At 65.2% G+C, this 21,764-nt stretch carries 17 protein-coding genes; 4 read left to right on the top strand and 13 right to left on the bottom strand.

Annotation, left to right across the window (positions count from 1 at the left end):
* Positions 1–26 precede the first annotated feature (26 nt).
* Positions 27–2,237 carry a primosomal protein N' gene (locus tag ACVIGA_RS22680; RefSeq protein WP_456668049.1) on the bottom strand — a complete coding sequence of 737 codons (2,211 nt, stop codon included), beginning with the start codon at positions 2,235–2,237 and terminating at the stop codon, positions 27–29.
* Between the two features lie 152 nt (positions 2,238–2,389).
* Here ACVIGA_RS22680 and ACVIGA_RS22675 point away from each other — a divergent pair, with 152 nt between their 5' ends.
* Together ACVIGA_RS22675 and ACVIGA_RS22670 are read left to right on the top strand one after the other, a co-directional pair.
* Entirely contained in the window at positions 2,390–3,340 is a 951-nt protein-coding gene (locus ACVIGA_RS22675; protein ID WP_456668048.1) for a tyrosine recombinase XerC, read from the top strand.
* A 159-nt stretch (positions 3,341–3,499) separates the two neighbouring features.
* Positions 3,500–4,090: a DUF4337 domain-containing protein gene (locus tag ACVIGA_RS22670; RefSeq protein ID WP_456668047.1), complete on the top strand. Its 591-nt coding sequence runs from the start codon at positions 3,500–3,502 to the stop codon at positions 4,088–4,090.
* Between the two features lie 140 nt (positions 4,091–4,230).
* Here the strand turns inward: ACVIGA_RS22670 and ACVIGA_RS22665 are convergent, their stop codons facing one another.
* The 12 genes from ACVIGA_RS22665 to ACVIGA_RS22610 all read right to left on the bottom strand — a co-directional run bounded on the left by ACVIGA_RS22665 (position 4,231) and on the right by ACVIGA_RS22610 (position 18,392).
* The gene (locus ACVIGA_RS22665) at positions 4,231–4,770 is read right to left on the bottom strand and encodes a hypothetical protein (protein WP_092121615.1); all 540 of its coding nucleotides are present in this window, start codon (positions 4,768–4,770) and stop codon (positions 4,231–4,233) included.
* A gap of 37 nt (positions 4,771–4,807) precedes the next feature.
* Entirely contained in the window at positions 4,808–6,208 is a 1,401-nt protein-coding gene (lpdA, locus tag ACVIGA_RS22660; protein WP_456668046.1) for a dihydrolipoyl dehydrogenase, read from the bottom strand.
* A gap of 81 nt (positions 6,209–6,289) precedes the next feature.
* Positions 6,290–7,039 (bottom strand): SDR family oxidoreductase, encoded by a 750-nt coding sequence (locus tag ACVIGA_RS22655; protein ID WP_456668045.1) that lies wholly within the window; start codon positions 7,037–7,039, stop codon positions 6,290–6,292.
* 72 nt (positions 7,040–7,111) lie between these two features.
* On the bottom strand, positions 7,112–8,350 hold the full coding sequence (gene odhB, locus ACVIGA_RS22650) for a 2-oxoglutarate dehydrogenase complex dihydrolipoyllysine-residue succinyltransferase (protein WP_456668044.1): 1,239 nt from the start codon (positions 8,348–8,350) through the stop codon (positions 7,112–7,114).
* A gap of 173 nt (positions 8,351–8,523) precedes the next feature.
* On the bottom strand, positions 8,524–11,484 hold the full coding sequence (locus ACVIGA_RS22645) for a 2-oxoglutarate dehydrogenase E1 component (protein WP_456668043.1): 2,961 nt from the start codon (positions 11,482–11,484) through the stop codon (positions 8,524–8,526).
* Between the two features lie 257 nt (positions 11,485–11,741).
* Positions 11,742–12,623: a succinate--CoA ligase subunit alpha gene (gene sucD / locus ACVIGA_RS22640; RefSeq protein ID WP_375777989.1), complete on the bottom strand. Its 882-nt coding sequence runs from the start codon at positions 12,621–12,623 to the stop codon at positions 11,742–11,744.
* A 37-nt stretch (positions 12,624–12,660) separates the two neighbouring features.
* Positions 12,661–13,137, bottom strand: a complete 477-nt coding sequence (locus tag ACVIGA_RS22635) for a DUF1579 family protein (RefSeq protein ID WP_456668042.1) — start codon at positions 13,135–13,137, stop codon at positions 12,661–12,663.
* A gap of 2 nt (positions 13,138–13,139) precedes the next feature.
* Positions 13,140–14,336: an ADP-forming succinate--CoA ligase subunit beta gene (gene sucC, locus ACVIGA_RS22630; RefSeq protein WP_375777988.1), complete on the bottom strand. Its 1,197-nt coding sequence runs from the start codon at positions 14,334–14,336 to the stop codon at positions 13,140–13,142.
* Positions 14,337–14,497: 161 nt separating this feature from the next.
* Positions 14,498–15,466, bottom strand: coding sequence for a malate dehydrogenase (mdh, locus tag ACVIGA_RS22625; RefSeq protein WP_166213281.1), 969 nt, complete (start codon positions 15,464–15,466; stop codon positions 14,498–14,500).
* A 220-nt stretch (positions 15,467–15,686) separates the two neighbouring features.
* The gene (gene zapE, locus ACVIGA_RS22620; RefSeq protein ID WP_375777987.1) at positions 15,687–16,874 is read right to left on the bottom strand and encodes a cell division protein ZapE; all 1,188 of its coding nucleotides are present in this window, start codon (positions 16,872–16,874) and stop codon (positions 15,687–15,689) included.
* Between the two features lie 156 nt (positions 16,875–17,030).
* A complete protein-coding gene (gene thpR / locus ACVIGA_RS22615; RefSeq protein ID WP_223977720.1) occupies positions 17,031–17,567 on the bottom strand; it encodes an RNA 2',3'-cyclic phosphodiesterase in 537 nt (178 codons plus the stop codon).
* Between the two features lie 165 nt (positions 17,568–17,732).
* A complete protein-coding gene (locus ACVIGA_RS22610) occupies positions 17,733–18,392 on the bottom strand; it encodes an arylesterase (protein WP_456670863.1) in 660 nt (219 codons plus the stop codon).
* A gap of 55 nt (positions 18,393–18,447) precedes the next feature.
* Here ACVIGA_RS22610 and ACVIGA_RS22605 point away from each other — a divergent pair, with 55 nt between their 5' ends.
* A complete protein-coding gene (locus ACVIGA_RS22605; protein WP_456668041.1) occupies positions 18,448–19,167 on the top strand; it encodes an ABC transporter ATP-binding protein in 720 nt (239 codons plus the stop codon).
* Positions 19,168–19,180: 13 nt separating this feature from the next.
* On the top strand, positions 19,181–21,751 hold the full coding sequence (locus tag ACVIGA_RS22600; RefSeq protein ID WP_456668040.1) for an ABC transporter permease: 2,571 nt from the start codon (positions 19,181–19,183) through the stop codon (positions 21,749–21,751).
* Positions 21,752–21,764: the final 13 nt, after the last annotated feature.

Below are 21,764 nucleotides of genomic sequence, written 5' to 3'. Positions count from 1 at the left end.
CCATCCCGGAATGACGGCCGAGCTCCTTACAAAAAACTCTGCGGATCGACGTCGACCTCGAGCTTCAGATTGCCCTTGGTCTTCGGACCGACCTCAAGCCATTCGCGCAGATATTGCGACAGGTCGACATTGCGCAGCGACTTCACCAGCAGGCGGAAGCGGTAGCGGCCCTTGATGACGGCAAGCGGCGCCTCGGCGGGGCCGAGCACCTGGATCCGCTCGTCGAGCGGCGCCACCGCGGCGAGCTTGCGGGCAAATCCCTCCGCTGTCGGGCGGTCGCCGGCGGAGACGATCAGGCTCGCCAGCCGGCCGAACGGCGGATAGCCGGTACGCTCGCGGATATCGATCTCGCTGGCGTAGAACGCCTCGCGGTCGTTCGCGATCAGGGCCTTGATGACCGGATGTTCCGGCTGATGGGTCTGCAGATAGCCGACGCCACGGCCCTGCTCGCGGCCGGCACGGCCGACCACCTGGTTCAGCAACTGGAACGTCCGCTCGGCGGCGCGCGGATCGCCGTTGCTCAAGCCGAGATCGGCATCGATGACGCCGACCAGATTAAGCCGCGGAAAGTTATGGCCCTTGGCCACGAGCTGGGTGCCGATGATGATGTCGACGCGGCCCTCGGCGATCTCATTGAGCTCGCTGCGCATGGTCTCGATCGAGGTGATGAGATCGCTCGACAGCACCATGGTGCGAGCCTCGGGAAAGATACTCGCAGCCTCCTCCTGCAGGCGCTCGACGCCGGGGCCGACCGCAACCAGCGATTCCTCGGCCGCGCAATGCGGGCAGATGTTCGGGCGCGGCATCGAGAAGCCGCAGTGATGGCAGACCAGCCGCTGCCGGAACCGATGATCGACCAGCCATGCGTCGCATATCGTGCAGGCAAAGCGATGGCCACAGGCGCGGCAGAGCGTCAGCGGCGCATAGCCGCGGCGATTGAGGAACAGCAGCGCCTGCTCGCGGCGCTCGATCGCATGGCGAATCTGCTCGGCCAGAACCGGGGAAATGAAGCGCCCGCGCGGCGGCGGCGCGCGGCGCATGTCGATCGCCTCGATATGCGGCATGTGCTGGCCGCCGAACCGCGACGGCAGCGCCACGCGCTGGTAGCGCCCCTTGCGCGCATTGACCTCGCTCTCGACCGAGGGCGTCGCCGACGCCAGCACGATCGGGATTTTTGCGATATGGGCGCGGACCACCGCCATGTCGCGCGCGTGATAATGCGCGCCCTCGTCCTGCTTGTAGGCCTGGTCGTGTTCCTCATCGACGATGATCAGTCCGAGATCGGCATAGGGCAGGAACAGCGCCGAGCGAGCACCGACCACGACTGGCGCCTTGCCCTCGGAGATCGCGGCCCAGTTTCGCGCCCGCGTGCGCGGCGTGAGCTCCGAATGCCATTCCAGCGGCCGCACGCCGAAGCGCTGCGCGAAACGGTCGAGGAACTGGCCGGTCAGCGCGATTTCCGGCATCAGGATCAATGTCTGCTTGCCGCGGCGGATATTCTCGGCGATCGCCTCGAAATAGACCTCGGTCTTGCCGGACCCGGTGACACCATCGAGCAGTGCCACGTGAAAGCTGCCGCTCGCCGCCAGCGTCCGCATCATATCGACCGCACTGCGCTGTTCGCGCGAAAAATCCGGCTGCGCAAAGGCGGGATCAGGAATCGGAGGCGGTGCGGGCGGCGGCATCGCCTCGACCGTCAGCGTACCCTCATCGACAAGGCCGTCGACCACGCCCGAGCTGACGCCGGCCTCCCGCGCCGCCTCGGACTTGCCGTGCAGCAAGCCATCCGACAGCACCTCGATCAGCCGCCGGCGCGCCGGTGTCAGGCGCCGTGGCGGCTCGCCGACCAGGCGGACCCCGAGGCGTGTCCGCTCCGGCCCGAGGTTCTCGCCCATCCGCAGCGTCATCCGCAGCACCATGCCGCGCGCCGACAGAGTGTAGGTGGAGACCCAGTCGACGAGCTGGCGCAGCTCCGCCCTAAGCGGCGGGACATCGAGCTTCTCGCTGACGTCCTTGAGCCGGTTGTGCAGCCGCGGATCCGGCCTGGCATTCTCGGCCCACACCACGGCTACGACCTCGCGCGGCCCGAGCGGAACACAGATCACGTCGCCGGGCGCAAGCTCCATGCCGCGGGGCACGCGGTAGGAATAGGTCTGGTTCAGCGCGACAGGCACCAGCACGTCGACGATTCGTGTCGTCGATGCGGGAGCTGGGCTGGGGCGGGTGCTATGGTCCATTGAATCAGAAACCTTGAACCCGGTCGGGCTAGCACCGCTTCGCTCTCTTAGCGAACGGTAAACGAAGGCAGTGCGATATAATCAGGAGATTAGCAGCGCCAATAGCCCTTGAGGACATGCGCGTTCAAGACATGGCCCGGACCGATCAGCCCATGCAACCGCTCGAGCTCGACTGCGCCGACGTCTCGGTCACGCAGGAGATGACGCGCTGGCTGTCGCATCTGCGCGCGGAGCGACGGCTGTCGCCGAAGACGCTCGAGGCCTATGCCCGCGATGTGCGGCAATGCCTGGCCTTCCTGGCCGGGCACTGGGGCGCGCGCGTGACGCTTGCGGCATTTTCCGCGCTCGAAGCCAGCGATGTCCGCGCCTTCATGGCGATGCGCCGCGCCGACGAGATCGGCGGGCGATCGCTGATGCGGGCGCTGGCCGGCCTGCGCTCGTTCGGACGTTTCCTGGAGCGCGAAGGCAAGGGCAAGGTCGGTGCGCTGTCGGCGATCCGCGCCCCCAAGGTGGCGAAGAGCCTGCCGAAGCCGATCCATATGGAAGCGGCGAAACGCTTTGCCGATGCCGACGAGCGCGCCGGCGAAAGCCGCGAGACCTGGATCCTGATGCGTGACGCCGCCGTGATGGCGCTGCTCTATGGCTCGGGTCTGCGCATCTCCGAGGCGCTGGGGCTGAAGCGCCGCGACGTGCCGAAGCCGGGCGAAGGCGACGTGCTGGTTGTCACCGGCAAGGGCAACAAGACCCGCATGGTGCCGGTGCTGCAGAACGTGCTGCAGTTGATCGCGGATTATGCGGCGGTCTGTCCGCATCAGCTCGGCCCGACCGGACCAATGTTCGTCGGTGCGCGCGGTGGCCCCTTAAGCCCGCGCATCATCCAGCTCACCATGGAGCGGCTGCGCGGCGCGCTCGGCCTGCCCGACAGCGCAACGCCGCATGCGTTGCGGCACTCCTTCGCCACGCATCTGCTGAGCCGCGGCGGCGATCTGCGCGCGATCCAGGAATTGCTCGGCCACGCATCGCTGTCGACCACGCAGATCTACACCGGCATCGACAGCGAGCGCCTGCTCGAAGTCTATCGCTCCGCGCACCCGCGCGGCTGAACGCGCGCGGACCTGGGTTCAAAATATGGTGCGGGGCCGGCACCGACGCGCCGTTCATCTTGCGCCGTTCATATTCATACGGCCGCCACAAATCGCTCGGCACTTGCCTTGTGCGCCGCATTCAGCAATCGTGGCGCGGTCTCATCCGGAGGGGGAATCATGAGCGCACAGGAAAGTATGGAGCACGCGGAGCATGCCGAGCATGCGTCGGGCGAGAACAAGAAGATCGCCCTCCTGATCGCGGTGATCGCGCTCTGCCTGGCGCTGTCGGAAACGCTCGGCAAGGGCGCCCAGACCGAATCGATCAGCAAGAACGTCGAAGCCTCCAACCTCTGGGCCTTCTTCCAGGCCAAAAGCATCCGCCGCACCTCGGTGCAGACCGCGGCCGAACAGGGCAAGCTGAACCTCGCGACCACCACCGACGAGGCGGCCAAGGCCGCGCTGCAGAAGCAGATCGACGACTGGCAGAAGACCGCGGCACGCTACCGCTCGGAGCCGGAGACCGGCGAGGGTTCAGAGCAGCTCGCCGAGCGCGCCAAGCACGCCGAGCATGAGCGCGACGAGGCCACCGCGAAATATCATCACTTCGAGCTTGCCTCCGCCGCCTTCCAGATCGCCATCGTGCTGGCGTCCGCGACAATCATCACCGGCATCGCCGCGCTGGCCTGGGTGTCCGGCCTGGTGACGCTCGCCGGCGTCGTGATGACCTTGCTCGGCCTGCTCCAACCGCATCTGCTACATCTGCATTGAGGCCCACAGCTCCGCTGCGCGACCGTCATCCTGAGGAGCCGCGTAGCGGCGTCTCGAAGGATCGACGGCCACCAGCCGGGCCGTTCATCCTTCGAGACGCGCTACGCGCTCCTCAGGATGACGGACCCAATGAGCCTTGCTTAGAGAACCTTGCTGGTCTGGTGGACGCTTTTGCGGAAGCGCGCGATCAGGCGCAGCGTGCGCGCGGTCCAGCCGTCGCCGTCACCACTGATCATCTCGAGGATACGCCGCTTGACCGGCTCGACCAGCGCGGTGGCCTTGGCCCGCAACCCCATCACGAAATTATAGAGCGCCTCGAACCAGGGCATCTCCAGCAGTTTCGACCGCGTCACGTCGAACAGGAAGGCGGTGACGCCGACGCCGACGATCTTGGCGAACAGGATCAGCGAGACCGCGCTGAACCAGTATTGGTTCGCCAGCAGCCACAGCCCGACCAGCTTGAGCGGAAACAGCGGGATCAGCGGCACGACGAAGACGATCAGCGTCATCGCCGGCGACAGCGAATCGACCCGCTCGGCAAGCCATTGCTTGAGCGCGCGCAGCGGGATCCACGCCACCACCCGGGCCACGATCGGCTCGACGTGATCCCATAGCCAGGCCTCGATCAGGAAAATGATCGCAAGCAGGACCCAGAACGGCTGAAGCAGACGGCGCAACATCACTATGATCTCTACCCCGCTCGCGCGGGACGTTCGATCACATATGGATGGCGCGCTTGCCCACCGCAAGCGCGGCTTCCTTGATCGCCTCGGAGCGGGTCGGATGGGCGTGGCAGGTGCGCGCCAGATCCTCGGCCGAACCGCCGAATTCCATCAGGACGCAGGCTTCGTGGATCATTTCGCCGGCTTCCCGGCCGACAATGTGCACGCCGAGCACCCGATCGGTCTTCGCATCTGCGAGAACCTTCACGAATCCGTCGGTGGTCTGGTTGACCTTGGAGCGGCCGTTGGCGGTGAACGGGAATTTGCCGACGGTATAAGCGATGCCGGCCTGCTTGAGATCTTCCTCGGTCTTGCCGACCGACGACACTTCCGGCGTGGTATACACAACACCTGGAATGACGTCGTAGTTCACATGGCCGGCCTGGCCCGCGATGATCTCCGCGCAGGCAACGCCCTCGTCTTCCGCCTTGTGCGCCAGCATCGGCCCGGCCACGACGTCGCCGATCGCGTAGATGCCCTTCACATTGGTCGAGAAGTGCGCGTCGATCTCGACGCGGCCGCGATTGTCGAGCGCAACCCCGGCTTCCTTCAGCCCGAGGCCCTCGGTGTAGGGCACGCGGCCGATGCACACCAGCACAACGTCGGCTTCGATGGTCTCGGCAGCGCCGCCCGCGGCCGGCTCGATCTTGGCCTGAAGCGTCTTGCCCGAGATGTCGACCGCGGTGACCTTGGCGCCGAGCTTGAAGGTGAAGCCTTGCTTTTCCAGGATGCGCTGGAATTGCTTCGCCACTTCGCCGTCCATGCCGGGCAGGATGCGATCGAGGAATTCCACCACGGTGACCTTGGCACCGAGACGATGCCAGACCGAACCGAGCTCGAGCCCGATCACGCCGGCACCGACGATCAAGAGGCTCGACGGCACTTTCTCCAGCGACAGCGCGCCGGTCGACGACACGATGCGCTTCTCGTCGATGTCGATGCCCTTCAGCCGCGCGATGTCGGAGCCGGTGGCGATCACGATGTTCTTGGTCTCGACGGTTTCGGACTTGCCGTCGCCGGAGACCTCGACCTTACCGGCACCGAGGATCTTGCCGGTGCCTTTGAGGACGTCGATCTTGTTCTTCTTCATCAGGAACTCGACACCCTTGACGTTGCCGTCGATGCCCTGCTGCTTGAAGTCCATCATCGCGGGCAGATCGAGCTTCGGCGCGGAGACGCTGACACCCATCTTGGCGAACGAGTGCGCGGCTTCCTCGAACATCTCGGAGGCGTGCAGCAGCGCCTTTGACGGCATGCAGCCGACATTGAGGCAGGTGCCGCCCAGCGTCGCGTTCTTCTCGACGACGGCAACCTTCATGCCGAGCTGCGCTGCGCGGATCGCGCAGACGTAACCGCCGGGGCCAGTGCCGATGACGACGAGATCGTAAGAAGCCATGATTGAGGTCCTGTAGCTAAACTCGGTGACAGTTAGGCGGGCGCGATCCGATCGGAAGGCCGCTTCCCGCTTGATCGTGTTTTAGCGACCGCCCGACACGTCGAGGATCGCGCTGGTGACGTAGGATGCCTCGTCGGAGATCAGCCAGACGATGGCGTTGGCGATTTCGTCCGCGGTGCCGACGCGCTTCATCGGCACCATATGGGCAAGCCGATGGGCGCGATCGGGCTCGCCGCCCGCGGCGTGGATGTCGGTGTCGATCAGTCCGGGCCGAATGCCGGCGACCCGGATGCCTTCAGCCGCGACTTCGTAGCCGAGGCCGATCGTGAAGGAATCGATCGCCCCCTTGGAGGCGGCATAGTCGACATAGGTGTTGGGCGCGCCGAGCTTCGCGGCGACCGAGGAGAGGTTGACGATGACGCCGCCCTGGCCGCCGTGCTTGGTCGACATGCGCTTCACCGCCTCACGCGCGCACAGGATGCTGCCGGTGACGTTGACCGCCATCATCTGCTGGATGCGCTCGGCCGACATCTCGTCGACACGCACGCCACTCTTGCCGACAATGCCGGCATTGTTGACGAGCGCGCCGAGCGTGCCGAAGCTATCTGCCGCCTTGAACAGCGCCAGGATGTCCTGCTCGCTGCCGACGTCGCACTTCACCGCGATCGCCTTGCCGTTCTTCGCTTCGATCGCGGCGACGACCTCGTTGGCCGCAGCCTGGTTTGTGGCGTAGCCGACCACGACGCGATAGCCGCGCGCGGCAGCAGCGAGCGCGGTGGCGCGGCCGATGCCGCGGCTGCCGCCGGTGATGACAACGACCTTGTCCGTCACATTGATCCCCAAACGTAAGCACCCAACCAATCGCGACGCCCGAACCGATCGGACGCCGCGCGCGACATGACCTTAGAGATCCAGCACCAGGCGGGCCGGATCTTCCAGGCTCTCCTTGACCCGCACCAGGAAGGTGACCGCTTCCTTGCCGTCGATGACGCGGTGATCGTAGGACAGCGCCAGATACATCATCGGGCGCACCTCGATCTTGCCGCCGACCACCATCGGCCGCTCCTGGATCTTGTGCATGCCGAGGATGCCGGACTGCGGCGCGTTGAGGATCGGCGTCGACATCAGCGAGCCGTAGATGCCGCCATTGGTGATGGTGAAGGTGCCGCCCTGCATCTCGTCGATCTTGAGCTGACCGTCGCGGGCGCGGCGGCCGTAATCGGCGATCGACTTCTCGATCTCGGCGATCGACTTGTGATCGCAGTCGCGCACCACAGGCACCACCAGGCCGCGGTCGGTGCCGACCGCGACGCCGATGTGGTAGTAGTTCTTGTAGATCAGGTCAGAGCCGTCGATCTCGGCGTTGACGGCCGGAATGTCCTTCAACCCCTGCACCACCGCCTTGGTGAAGAAGCCCATGAAGCCGAGCTTCGAGCCGTGCTTCTTCTCGAACGTATCCTTGTAGAGGGCGCGCAGCTTCATCACCTCGGTCATGTCGACCTCGTTGAAGGTCGTCAGCATCGCGGCGGTGTTCTGCACGTCCTTGAGGCGGCGCGCGATGGTCTGGCGCAGACGGGTCATCTTCACGCGCTCCTCGCGCGCGGCATCGTCCGCCGGCGAGGGGCTGCGAACCTGCACGGCGGCGGCGGGCTGGTTGACCGGGGTCGGCGCCGAGGCGGCCTTCTCGATCGCGGCCAGCATGTCGCCCTTGGTGACGCGGCCATCCTTGCCCGAGCCCGGAACGGTGGAGGCGTCGACGCCGCTTTCGGCGGACAGCTTGCGCACCGAAGGCGCGAGCGGCGCATCGGTCGGCGGCACCTTGGGCGCGGCAGGCGCCGGCGCGGGAGCAGGGGCCGGAGCGACAGCCTTGGCCGGAGCGGCGGCGGCAGCGGACTTGGCGGGAGCCGCACCATCATTGATCTGGCCGAGCAGCGCGCCGACGGCGACGGTCTCGCCATCCTTGGCGATGATCTCACCGAGCGTGCCGGCGACCGGCGCGGGCACCTCGATGGTGACCTTGTCGGTCTCCAGCTCCACCAACGGCTCGTCCACCGCGACGGCCTCACCGGCCTTCTTGAACCAGCGGCCGATCGTGGCCTCAGTCACGGATTCACCGAGCGTTGGAACGCGAATTTCAGTCATGATCTCTTCCTCGATAACCTTGCGGTCGAAAATTTGGTCCAGCCACCCTTCGCCAAAGCGAACGATCCGGTACTCCGTGACGACAGCGGTGAGGCTGGATGACGCGGGATACCGGATGCCCCGCTCCAGTGCGCAATTGCGCACAGAGCGGGGCATGGCTTCAGTGAAGGCCGTTAGTTCAGTGCGTCGTCGAGCAGCGCCTTGAGCTGCGCCAGATGTTTCGACATCAAACCGGTGGCGGTCGCCGCCGATGCCGGACGGCCGGCATAGCGCGGACGCTTGTTGGCGGCGTTGGTCTGGTTCAGCACCCATTCCAGATAGGGCTCGATGAAGTGCCAGGAGCCCATGTTGCGGGGCTCTTCCTGGCACCAGACCACCTCGGCCGCCTTGAAGCGGCCGAGCTCCTGCACCAGCGCCTTCAGCGGCACCGGATACAGCTGCTCGATGCGCATCAGATAGATGTCGTCGACGCCGCGCTTCTCGCGCTCCTCGTACAGGTCGTAATAGACCTTGCCGGAGCAGAGCACGACGCGACGGATCTTGTCGTCCGGCACCAGCTTGATCTTCTCGTCCGGCAGCATCTGCGCGTCATCGTACAGGATGCGGTGGAAGGTGGCGTTCTTGCCGAGTTCGTCGAGCCGCGACACGGCGCGCTTGTGGCGCAGCAGCGACTTCGGCGTCATCAGGATCAGCGGCTTGCGGATTTCGCGATGCAGCTGGCGCCGCAGCACGTGGAAGTAGTTTGCCGGCGTGGTCGGATTGACCACCTGCATGTTGTCCTCGGCGCACATCTGCAAATAACGCTCGAGGCGCGCGGAGGAGTGCTCCGGTCCCTGCCCCTCGTAGCCATGCGGCAGCAGGCAGACGAGGCCCGACATGCGCAGCCATTTGCGTTCGCCCGAGGAGATGAACTGGTCGAACACCACCTGCGCACCATTGGCGAAGTCGCCGAACTGGGCTTCCCAGAGCGTCAGCGCATTCGGCTCGGCCAGCGAGTAGCCATACTCGAAGCCGAGAACCGCCTCTTCCGACAGCAGCGAGTTGATGACCTCGTAGTGGCCGGTGTCCTCGCCGCCGAGATGGTTGAACGGCGTGTAGCGGCTCTCGTCCTCCTGATCGATCAGGACCGAATGGCGCTGCGAGAAGGTGCCGCGCTCGGAATCCTGGCCGGACAGGCGCACATGATGGCCCTCCTGCAGCAGCGTGCAGAACGCCAGCGCCTCGCCGGTCGCCCAGTCGATGCCGACGCCGGTGTCGATCGCCTTGGCGCGATTGTCGAGGAAGCGCTGAATGGTGCGGTGGGCGCGGAAGCCGTCCGGCACCTTGGTGATCTTGCGGCCGATCTCCTTGAGGACGGCGACATCGACGCCGGTGACGCCACGGCGGGCGTCTTCTTCCTGATCGGCCGACTTGAAGCCGGCCCATTTGCCGTCGAGCCAGTCGGCCTTGTTCGGCTTGTAGCCCGAGCCGGCTTCGAGCTCGGCATCGAGCCGTGCGCGCCAATCGGCCTTGGCCTTCTCGACCTCGCCCTCGGTCAACACGCCGTCGGCGACCAGCCGCTTGGCGTAGATCTCCAGCGTCGACGGATGCGAGGCGATCTTCTTGTACATCACCGGCTGGGTGAACGCCGGCTCATCGCCCTCGTTGTGGCCGTGACGCCGGTAGCAGAACATGTCGATGACGACCGGCTTGTGGAATTTCTGCCGGAACTCGATCGCGACCTTGGCCGCGAACACCACGGCCTCCGGATCGTCCCCGTTCACGTGGAAGATCGGCGCGTCGATCATCTTCGCGACGTCGGACGGATAGGGCGACGAGCGCGAGTAGCGCGGATAGGTGGTGAAGCCGATCTGGTTGTTGACGATGAAGTGCAGCGAGCCGCCGGTGCGGTAGCCCTTCAGGTCGGACAGGCTGAAGCATTCCGCCACCACGCCCTGGCCCGCGAACGCCGCGTCGCCGTGCATCAGGAGCGGCAGCACCGAGATGCGCATATCCGGCGGATCGCCGTGCTGATCCTGCTTGGCGCGCACCTTGCCCATCACAACCGGATCGACGATCTCGAGATGCGACGGATTTGCGGTCAGCGACAGATGGATGTTGTTGCCGTCGAACTCGCGGTCCGACGACGCGCCGAGGTGATACTTGACGTCGCCGGAGCCTTCGACCGAGTCCGGATTGGCCGAACCACCCTTGAATTCATGGAACAGCGCGCGGTGCGGCTTGCCCATCACCTGGGTCAGCACGTTGAGGCGGCCGCGATGCGGCATGCCGACGACGATCTCCTTCACGCCGAGATTGCCGCCGCGCTTGATGATCTGTTCGAGCGCCGGGATCAGCGATTCGCCGCCGTCGAGACCGAAGCGCTTGGTGCCGGTGAACTTGGTGTCGCAGAACTTCTCGAAGCCGTCGGCCTCGATCAGCTTGTTGAGGATCGCGCGGCGTCCCTCGGGCGTGAAGCTGATCTCCTTGTCCGGACCTTCGATGCGCTCCTGGATCCACGCCTTCTGCGCGGCATTGGAGATGTGCATGAACTCGACGCCGAGCGTCTGGCAGTAGGTGCGCTCGCAGATCTGGACGATCTCGCGCAGCGTGCCGTATTCGAGGCCGAGCACGTGGTCGAGGAAGATCTTGCGATCGAAGTCGGCCTCGCTGAAGCCGTAGGAGCGCGGATCGAGCTCCTCGCGGTCGCGCGGCGCCTCGATGCCGAGCGGATCGAGCTTGGCGTGGAAATGGCCGCGCATGCGATAGGCGCGGATCAGCATCAGCGCGCGAACCGAATCGCGGGTGGCCTGATGCACGTCGGCGTCGGACAGTTCGGTGCCCTTGGCCTGCGCCTTGGCGGCGAGCTTGGTGCCGACCGCCTTCTCGACTTGGGCCCAATTGCCGTCGAGCGCCGAGGTCAGCTCGTCACGCGGCGTCACCGGCCAGTTGGCGCGGCCCCACGAGGCACCCTCGGCGTTCTTCTGGACGTCGGCGGGGGCGTCCTTCAGGCTTTTGAAGAAATCCTGCCATTCGGCGTCGACCGACGATGGGTCCTGCTCGTAGCGGGCATAGAGATCGTCGATGTAGGCGGCGTTGGTGCCCTGCAGGAATGATGAGAGAGCAAAAGCAGCGTTCGCGTCTTGGCGAGACATGGGGCAGTCCTGGTGATTTTTTTCGGTTCGCGCGTAGGAGACGGCGCTGATGCCGGTCTGGAAGTGCGCCGGCTGGATAGATACCCTTTACCCTATCTAGGCGCGATATTCCTGCCTAAAAGAACCAAGAAATGAACTTATTTTCATATTTTATTGGTCAGCGTTCTGGCGGCAAAACGCAGCAAAAAGGCGGGTTCCCCAAGGAGAACACGCCCAAAATCGCGCCAAAACACGAAGGGAACTTCGCCTGACAGAGGTTACTTCAGCATCTCCGCGAGCGTGTGCCCGAGTCGCGCCGGCGACGGCGACACCTTGATGCCGGCGGCTTCCATCGCCGCGGTCTTGGAACCGGCGTCGCCCTTGCCGCCGGAGATGATCGCGCCGGCATGACCCATGCGGCGGCCGGGAGGTGCGGTAACACCGGCGATGAAGCCGACCATCGGCTTCTTGCGGCCGCGCTTGGCCTCGTCCTTGAGGAACTGGGCGGCGTCTTCCTCGGCGGAGCCGCCGATCTCGCCGATCATGACGATCGACTTGGTCTTCTCGTCAGCCAGGAACATCTCCAGCACATCGATGAACTCGGTGCCCTTTACCGGATCGCCGCCGATGCCGACCGCGGTGGTCTGGCCGAGGCCCTCCTGGGTGGTCTGGAACACCGCTTCATAGGTCAGGGTGCCGGAGCGAGAGACGATGCCGACTGAGCCGGGCTTGAAGATGTTGGCCGGCATGATGCCGATCTTGCACTCGCCAGCGGTCATCACGCCCGGGCAGTTCGGCCCGATCAGCCGCGACTTCGAGCCCGACAGCGAGCGCTTGACGCGCACCATGTCGAGCACCGGAATGCCCTCGGTGATGCAGACGATCAGCGGTATCTCGGCGTCGATCGCCTCGCAGATCGCGTCCGCCGCGCCCGGCGGCGGGACGTAGACCACGCTGGCGTCGGCGCCGGTCTTGGCACGCGCGTCCGCGACGGTGTCGAACACCGGCAGATTGAGATGGGTCTGACCGCCTTTGCCCGGCGCTACGCCACCGACCATCTTGGTGCCGTAAGCGATCGCCGCTTCCGAATGGAACGTGCCGTTCTTGCCGGTGAAGCCCTGGCAGATGACCTTGGTGTTCTTGTCGATCAGAATGGACATGGTTCGAGATGCTTTCGCGAGACGATCGGTGAAGGGTTCAGTGGATACGCCGGTACACGCCGGTGAGCACGTCGGCCCACCCTTCCGCGTCAGGTGAGAATTGGATCTTCATGTTGTAGGTGTTGTCGTCGACGACCTCGTAGACGTGACGGGCATTGCCGCGCAGCGAGCCGCGCACCAGGATCAGCGACTTGCCCGCCCAGCCGCCGGACGCCGGCGACGGCGGGTAGTAGCCGAGTGAATCGTGCCAGAACAATCGGTAGGCGCGATCCTCGCGGTCGTAGGTGAAGACGCCGTGGGTGGCGAAGCTCTCCTTGCCGTCACGGGTCTGCACGCAGTCCTGGATCAGGTAGAAACCGTTGAGCGCGATGCGCGCAACGACATGGGAAGTCGCCGGACCGCCTGCGGTCCAGCGCGACGGATAGACCATCTCGTCGCCGTTCCACTCGCCCGCGAAAGCCGCGAGCTTGCGGTGTTCGTCCAGCGGGGTCGGAGCGTCGAGATGATCGGCCATCGTTAGCCTCCCTTGACGGCTTTCACGATCTTCTGCGCGGCGTCATCGAGATTGTCGGCGGGCACCACGTTGAGACCGCTGTCGCGGATGATCTTCTTGCCCTGCTCGACATTGGTGCCTTCGAGGCGCACCACGAGCGGCACCTTGAGGCCGACCTGCTTGACCGCGGCGACCACACCCTCGGCGATCACGTCGCACTTCATGATGCCGCCGAAGATGTTGACCAGGATGCCCCTCACGTTCGGATCGGCGGTGATGATCTTGAACGCAGCCGCAACCTTCTCCGCGCTGGCGCCGCCGCCAACGTCGAGGAAGTTCGCTGGCTCCATGCCGTAGAGCTTGATGATGTCCATCGTCGCCATGGCGAGGCCGGCGCCGTTGACCATGCAGCCGATCGTGCCGTCGAGCGCGACATAATTGAGGTCGTATTTCGACGCCTCGATCTCCTTGGCGTCCTCCTCGGACTCGTCGCGCAGCGCGACCACGTCCGGGTGACGGTAGAGCGCGTTGCTGTCGAACGACACCTTGGCATCGAGCACACGGAGCTGGCCCTGCTTGGTGACGACCAGCGGATTGATCTCGAGCATCGCCATGTCCTTGGCGGCGAACGCGGCATAGAGCTGACCGGTCAGCTTCTCGGCCTGCTTGGCGAGATCGCCCTTCAGCTTCAGCGCCTCGGCGACCGTGCGGCCGTGGTGAGCCATGATGCCGGTGGCGGGATCGACCGAGAACGAGACGATCTTTTCCGGGGTCGAATGCGCGACGTCCTCGATGTTGACGCCGCCTTCGGTCGACACCACGAAGGAGATCTCGGAGGTCTCGCGATTGACCAGGATCGAGAGATAGAACTCCTTGTCGATGTCGGAGCCTTCCTCGATGTAGAGGCGATTGACCTGCTTGCCGTGCGGGCCGGTCTGCACCGTCACCAGCGTCGCGCCGAGCATCTGCTTGGCGAATTCGTCGACCTCGGCGACCGACTTGGCGATGCGGACACCGCCCTTGTCGCCGGCCGATGCCTCCTTGAACTTGCCCTTGCCGCGACCGCCGGCATGGATCTGGCTCTTCACCACCCAGATCGGGCCGGGGAGCTGCTTGGCCGCCGCATCGGCATCTTCCGGCTTCAGCACCGGCACGCCGCGCGAGATCGGCACGCCGAATTCATGCAGCAGGGCCTTCGCCTGGTATTCGTGGATATTCATGGAAAGACGCTCCCAAACCCTCGTGCGGCGACCCTTTAGGTCAGCCTTGAGACTGGCATACCATATACCAATACTCGCGCAACTACAAAATTCGCCGGAATTTCATCATCTTGCGCCCGACAGGCGATTGAAATCGCCTATCGGGCCATTGCCGATTGAGATTACTTGCCGAGCAGATCGGGCGCGATCTTCTTGCAGGCGTCGACCAGGCCCTGCACCGAGGCAACCGACTTGTCGAAGGCTTCACGGTCCTTGCCGGCGAGTTCGATCTCGACGATGCGCTCGACACCCTTGGAGCCGATCACGGTGGGAACGCCGACATACATGTCCTTCACGCCGTACTCGCCGTTGAGATAGGCGGCGCAGGGCAGCACGCGCTTCTTGTCCTTCAGATAGCTCTCGGCCATCTGGATCGCGGACGCCGCCGGCGCGTAGAAGGCCGAACCGGTCTTGAGCAAATTGACGATCTCGGCGCCACCGTTGCGGGTGCGGTCGACGATCTCGTCGATGCGGGCCTGCGAGGTCCAGCCCATCTTGACGAGGTCGGGCAGCGGAATGCCGGCGACGGTCGAGTAGCGGGTCAGCGGCACCATGGTGTCGCCGTGGCCGCCGAGCACGAACGCGGTGACGTCTTCGACCGAGACGTTGAATTCGTCGGCCAGGAAATAGCGGAAGCGCGCCGAGTCGAGCACGCCGGCCATGCCGACCACCTTCTTGTGCGGCAGGCCGGAAGCCTTCTGCAGCGCCCAGACCATCGCGTCCAGCGGATTGGTGATGCAGATGACGAAGGCGTCGGGCGCATACTTCTTGATGCCGGCGCCGACCTGCTCCATGACCTTGAGGTTGATCGACAGCAGATCGTCGCGGCTCATGCCGGGCTTGCGCGGCACGCCCGCGGTGACGATGCAGACCTTGGCGCCGTCGAGCGCTTCATAGGAATTGGCGCCGACCAGATTGGAGTCGAAGCCGTCGACCGGCGACGACTGCGCGATGTCGAGCGCTTTGCCCTGCGGCACGCCCTCGGCGATATCGAACAGCACGACGTCTCCGAGTTCCTTGAGGCCAACCAGGTGCGCCAGCGTTCCGCCGATCTGTCCGGAGCCAATCAGAGCAATCTTGTCGCGTGCCATGGGAAATCAGTCCTTTGAACTGGTGCAGGAGGGAGGGAAGTCGGTTGCAAGGGTGGTTATCCCTTTCGAATGATCCATTCAAGTCGCGGCCTGCCCGATTGCGGGCCGTGCCTGCAATTCGGTCAGGCATGCCAGCAACATCCGCCCGGAGACACGAAAAGTTGCTCCGATCCGGACCGCGCGCAAGGCCAATCTCAAGTCCGAATTTCGAGGCTGGATTTCAGGTCTCGACGAGGCCGGTCGACGAGCCGCTGGCCGAGGAGTCCTTGCGGCCGTGCGGCAGCGCCAGATAGGATTCCGAGCTCATCTCGATCAAGCGCGAGGACGTGCGCTTGAACTCCATCGCCTCGATGCCGTCTTCCGCAAGGTACAACGACACCGGATCGGCCTCGGCCGAGGCCATCAGCTTCACGGCATTGTCATAGAGCGTGTCGATCAGCGAGATGAAGCGCTTGGCAGCGTTGCGCTCGGCGTAGTCCATCACGGGAATATGGTCGATCAGGATCGTGTGGTAGTCGTGCGCGAGCCTGAGGTAATCGGACGCGGCAAGCGGCTTCTCGCAGAGATCGGCGAAGCTGAAGCGCGCGACGCCATGCGACGAGCACGGCACAGTCAGCAAACGCTTTTTGATCTCGATAAGGCGCGCCTTGCACGGCGCGTTGCCGGTCATCTTGCGCCACGCCGCATTGAGCACATCGCGAGCCGCGTCATCGGCAGGCACCAGCCACATCTTCACGCCGACGAGCTTCTCGAGCCGGAAGTCGGTGCGCGCATCGAGCCGCAGCACATCCATGTGGTCGGTGATCTGTGCGATGAACGGCAGGAACAGCGCGCGATTGAGGCCGCCCTTGTAGAGATCGTCAGGCGCGACGTTCGAGGTCGCGACCACGACGGTGCCGAGATCGAACAGCTTTGCGAACAGCCGTCCGAGGATCATCGCATCCGCGATGTCGGTGACGTGGAATTCGTCGAAGCAGAGCAGCCACGCTTCGTCGAAGATCGCCTGCGCGGTGAGCGCGATCACGTCGCCGTCTGCGATCTCGCCGCGCGCGATCTGCTGGCGGTAGCCATAGATGCGCTCATGCGCCTCGGCCATGAATTCGTGGAAGTGCGCGCGGCGCTTGTGCTCGACCGGGCTCTGCTGGAAGAACAGGTCCATCAGCATGGTCTTGCCGCGGCCGACCTCGCCATGGACGTAGAGGCCGCGCGGCGGCTTGTCGTCCTTGTCGCCGCCGAACAGCCGTCCGAGCAGGCTCTGCTTACGCTGCGGCTTGTAGCTCGCGAGCCGCTCGTCCAGCGCGCCGAACGCTTCGGCGGCGCGGGCCTGCGCGGGATCGGCCTCGATCGCGCCGGAGGCGACCAGGGCGTTGTAGTGTTCGAGAAAGGAACTCGGCGAGGTGGACAGCATGGGCCCACCTTACGGCCCTAGTGCGCGGAAAATTGCAAGCCGTGAATTGGGCCAGTGGGTATGCAAGGCAGGTGGGTATGCAAGCGCAAGCCCTTGCATACCACGGCCGACGGCTCCGGCCGCTGCCTGACACCTCAAGCCGCGATCTGCGATGCCTTACGCGCAGAGTGCGTAGGCATCCTCGACCACGTAGGGGCCGCCGCCCGTCGACGCGCGCGACGAGAACAGCACGAAGCGGTCTGCCATGAAGCTGCGGCTCGGAAAGTAGCCGCGCACCGACAGATAATCCGCGACGTCCTGGCTCGATGCGTCATGCAGACGCGCGAGCGTGACATGGGGCGTGAATTTCCTGCCCTCGGGATTGAGCCCCATCCGCTGCATCATCCGCTCGAGTTCGGCCTGCAGTTCGATCAGCGGCCGGCTGGGCTCGACGGCGGCAACCACCGCGCGCGGCTTGCGTCCGCCGAAGCTCGACAGGCCCTGCAATTTGACCTCGAACGGCTTTCGGTTCACCCGAAACAGCATCGTCGCGATCTCGTTGGCCCAGAGGCCATCGATATCGCCGATGAAGCGCAGAGTGACGTGATAATTTTCGGGATCGATCCAGCGTGCGCCGGGAAGGCCGCCACGCAAATTGGAAAGTGTCTGGCCGATCTCGGCCGGAATTTCCAGTCCAGTGAACAGACGCGGCATCGCATTAATCCTCGATGCTTGGCGCGGGTTTTGGGAGCCCGGCCCTGTAACAGCCCGGTGACGAATCACCGATGCCTATTTGTACCCGAGATATGTGACTCTGCGAAGCACGACCCGTTAACAGCTCGTAAACCTACGGGCACAACACGGCCCGCTGCCTGCGTTTCAACTGCGTTGCCCTGATATTGCGCCGAGAAATGCCTCCACCGTGGGCAGCATATTCTTCACGACGATGTCCACACCTTCCGCCGTCGGATGCATGCCGTCGGCCTGATTGAGCTTGGCATCGGCAGCCACGCCATCGAGGAAGAACGGATAGAGCGGCACGCCAAGCGATTTCGACAGATCCGGATAGATCGCGTTGAACTTCGCTGCATACTCGCTGCCATAGTTCGGCGGCGCGAGCATGCCGCACAAGAGCACGGCGATCTTGCGCGCCTGCAACTTTGTGATGATGTCGGTGAGCGCGGCACGCGTCACCGCGGGATCGATGCCGCGCAGCGCATCGTTGGCGCCGAGCTCGACGATCACGGCGGCAGTTCCGTCGGCCACCGACCAGTCGAGCCGCTCACGGCCCCCTGAGGCGGTGTCGCCGGACACCCCGGCATTGGTCATCTCGACCTTTATCCCCTTGTTTTCCAAGGCTTTTTGCAGCCGGACCGGAAATGCCGCCGCGGCCGGAAGGCCGTAACCGGCGCTCAGGGAATCGCCCAGAACCACCATCTTGATCGGTTTCGCCGAACCTTGCGCCGGGGCATTGTCCGGTGCTGGCGTCTGCGCACTTGCCGCCGTCATCAAGCCCATAAGCAACACGAGTATGTGCACGAAGATCCTCAACCGGCCCTCGACCGCAGCAGCGGAAGTGCCATATGACCGAACCATGGACAGTCTCATCGAATCCTCTTCACTGACCGACGTCGAGCCGGACACCATTGCCGTCAGGAACGTCAATCTCTCGCTCGGCACCGGCGCGGCACGGGTCCATATCCTCAAAGATATCAGCCTTCGTGTGGCAGCGGGTGAGGCCATCGGCCTGATCGGCCCATCGGGTTCGGGCAAGTCGACCTTGCTGATGGTGATGGCGGGGCTTGAACGTCCTGACAGCGGAGAAGTGGTCGTCGACGGCACCTCGTTCAATGCCCTCGACGAAGATGCGCTGGCGCGCTTCCGCGGCCGCCAGGTCGGCATCGTGTTCCAGTCGTTCCATCTGATCCCGACCATGACGGCGCTGGAGAACGTCGCCGTGCCGCTCGAGCTCGCCGGCAATCCCGATGCCGCCGCGCGTGCCGCGCAAGAGCTGCAATCGGTCGGGCTCGGCGAACGGCTGCATCATTATCCGACGCAGCTTTCCGGCGGCGAGCAGCAGCGCGTCGCGATCGCGCGTGCGCTCGCACCCGATCCGACGATCCTGGTTGCCGACGAACCGACCGGAAATCTCGACGAGACGACGGGAAAGCAGATCATCGATCTGCTCTTCACCAAGCACGCCGAGCGCGGCATGACGCTGGTGCTGGTGACGCACGACCTCTCGCTGGCGCAGCGCTGCGACCGCGTCGTGCAGCTGCGCTCCGGCCGCATCGACGGACAATCAACCACATGAGCTTTGCCACGACATGAGCATTGCGTCCGAAGTCGCGGTGCAGGGCCGCGCGTCGTCGCTTGCCTTCCGTTACGCGCTGCGCGAACTGCGCGGCGGCCTGCGCGGGTTCTATGTGTTCATCGCCTGCATCGCGCTCGGCGTGATGGCGATTGCCGGCGTCGGCTCGGTCGCCGCGAGCCTTGGCGACGGCCTGTCGCGCGAGGGTCGCACGCTGCTCGGCGGCGACGTCGCATTCTCGCTGATCTCGCGCGAAGCCAAGCCCGAGGAGGTCGCGTATCTGCGCACCCGCGGCGAGGTTTCGGTGGCGGCCACGCTGCGCGCGATGGCCCGCAGCGGTGACGGCAAGCTGGCGCTGGTCGAGCTCAAGGCGGTCGACAGCAGATATCCGATGCTCGGCGAGCTGACGCTCGAGCCGAACATGCCGGTCGCCGACCTGCTGGCCGAACGCGACGGCGCCTATGGCGCGGCCGCCGATTCAACGCTGCTCGCGCGGCTCGACCTGAAGCTCGGTGACCGCGTCAGCATCGGCAGCGCGACCTACCAGATCCGCAGCGTGGTGGCGGCCGAGCCCGACAAGCTCGCCGGCGGCGTCGGCCTCGGCCCGCGCTTCCTGATCAGCGAAGCGAGCTTGCGCGTCACCGACCTGTTGCAGCCGGGCAGCCTGGTGCGCTGGATCTACCGGGTGAAGCTGCCCGACGGCGCCAACGACGATCGCGCCACCACCGCGTTGATCGACGGCGCGCGGGCTGCCGCGCCGGAGGCCGGCTGGGAGGTCCGCAGCCGCAACAACGCCTCGCCGCAGCTTGAGCGCACCATCAACCGCTTCACCCAGTTCCTGACCCTGGTCGGCCTCGCCGCACTCTTGGTCGGCGGCGTCGGCGTCGCCAACGCGGTGAAGAGCCATATCGACCGCCGCCGCGACGTCATCGCCTCGTTCAAGGCGCTCGGCGCCACCGGCCGCGACGTCTTCACGATCTACTGCACGCAGGTGGTGGTGCTGGCCGGGATCGGTTCGGTGATCGGGCTGGTGCTCGGCGCCGCGCTGCCTTTCGTCATCGTCGGCCTGTTCGGCAAGGTGCTGCCGCTGCCGGTGGTGCCGGCGCTGCATCCCGACGAGCTCGCGCTCTCGTTCCTCTACGGCCAGCTCACCGCGCTGGCGTTCGGGCTGTGGCCGCTCGGCCGGGTCCACGACGTGCCGGTCGCCGCGCTGTTCCGCGAGACCGTCGCCAGCGAGTGGCATCGCCCGCGCTGGAGCTATCTGGCGCTGATGGCCGTGGTGGTCGCGCTCCTGATCGGGGTTGCGATCGGGCTCGCCTATGACAAGCGGGTCGCCACCGTGTTCGTTGCCTCGTCGATCGCGGTGTTCCTGCTGCTGCGCGGGATCGCCGAAATCCTGATGGCGGTGGCGCGGCGGCTGCCGCGCAGCCGCATCACCATGCTGCGGCTCGCAATTGCCAACATCCACCGGCCGGGCGCGCTGACGCCGTCGGTGGTGCTGTCGCTGGGCCTCGGGCTCGCGGTGCTCGTCACCATCACCCAGATCGACGGCAATCTGCGCCGGCAATTCCTGGCCGCATTGCCGGAACGGGCGCCGTCGTTCTTCTTCATCGACATCCCCTCCACCGAAGCCGACCGCTTTGGTGCTTTCCTCAAGCAGATCGCTCCGGACTCGACCATCGAGGACGTGGCGATGCTGCGCGGGCGCATCGTCGCCGCGCGCGGCGTCAAGGCCGACCAGCTCAAGCCGTCGGTCGATTCGGAATGGGTGCTGCAAAGCGACCGCGGCCTGACCTACACCGGCGAAATTCCCAAGGGCTCGAAGATCGTCGAGGGCGAATGGTGGGGACCGGACTACAGCGGACCTCCGCTGGTCTCGATGGAGAAGAAGATCGCCGACGGCCTGTCCTTGAAGATCGGCGACGAGATCGTGGTCAACGTGCTCGGCCGCGATGTTCCGGCCAAGATCGCCAATCTGCGCAACATCGACTGGCAGGGCCTCGGCATCAACTTCGTGCTGGTGTTCTCGCCGAATGCCTTCAAGGGCGCCCCGCATAGCCACGTCGCGACCCTGACGGAACCCCATGCCGGCGCCACCGACGATGCGCGCATCATCAAGCAGGTCGCCGACGCGTTCCCGATGGTGACCAGCGTCCGGGTCCGCGAGGCGCTGGAAACGGTCGGCGCCGTCGTCAGCAATCTGGTGCTGGCGATCCGCGGCGCCAGCGCCGTGACGCTGATCTCGGCGATCCTGGTGCTGGGCGGCGCGCTCGCCGCCGGCCACCGCCACCGCGTCTACGACGCCGTGATCCTCAAGACACTCGGCGCCACCCGGGTGCGATTGCTCGGCGCCTACGCGCTGGAGTATCTGATGATCGGCTTTGCAACCGCAATCTTCGGGGTGATCGCCGGTTCGGTCGCGGCCTGGCTGATCGTGACGCGGCTGATGACGCTGAGTTTCATCTGGCAGGCCGGCAGCGCAGCGCTGGTCGTGGTCGCCGCGCTGGTCGTCACCGTCGGATTGGGGCTGGCGGGAACGCTGCTCGCGCTGAACCAGAAGCCGGCCTCGGTGCTGCGGAATTTGTGACAATTTGTAGCGG

It is taken from the genome of Bradyrhizobium sp. USDA 3240 (assembly GCF_054063295.1).
This window is presented reverse-complemented; position numbering and strand designations above follow the sequence as displayed.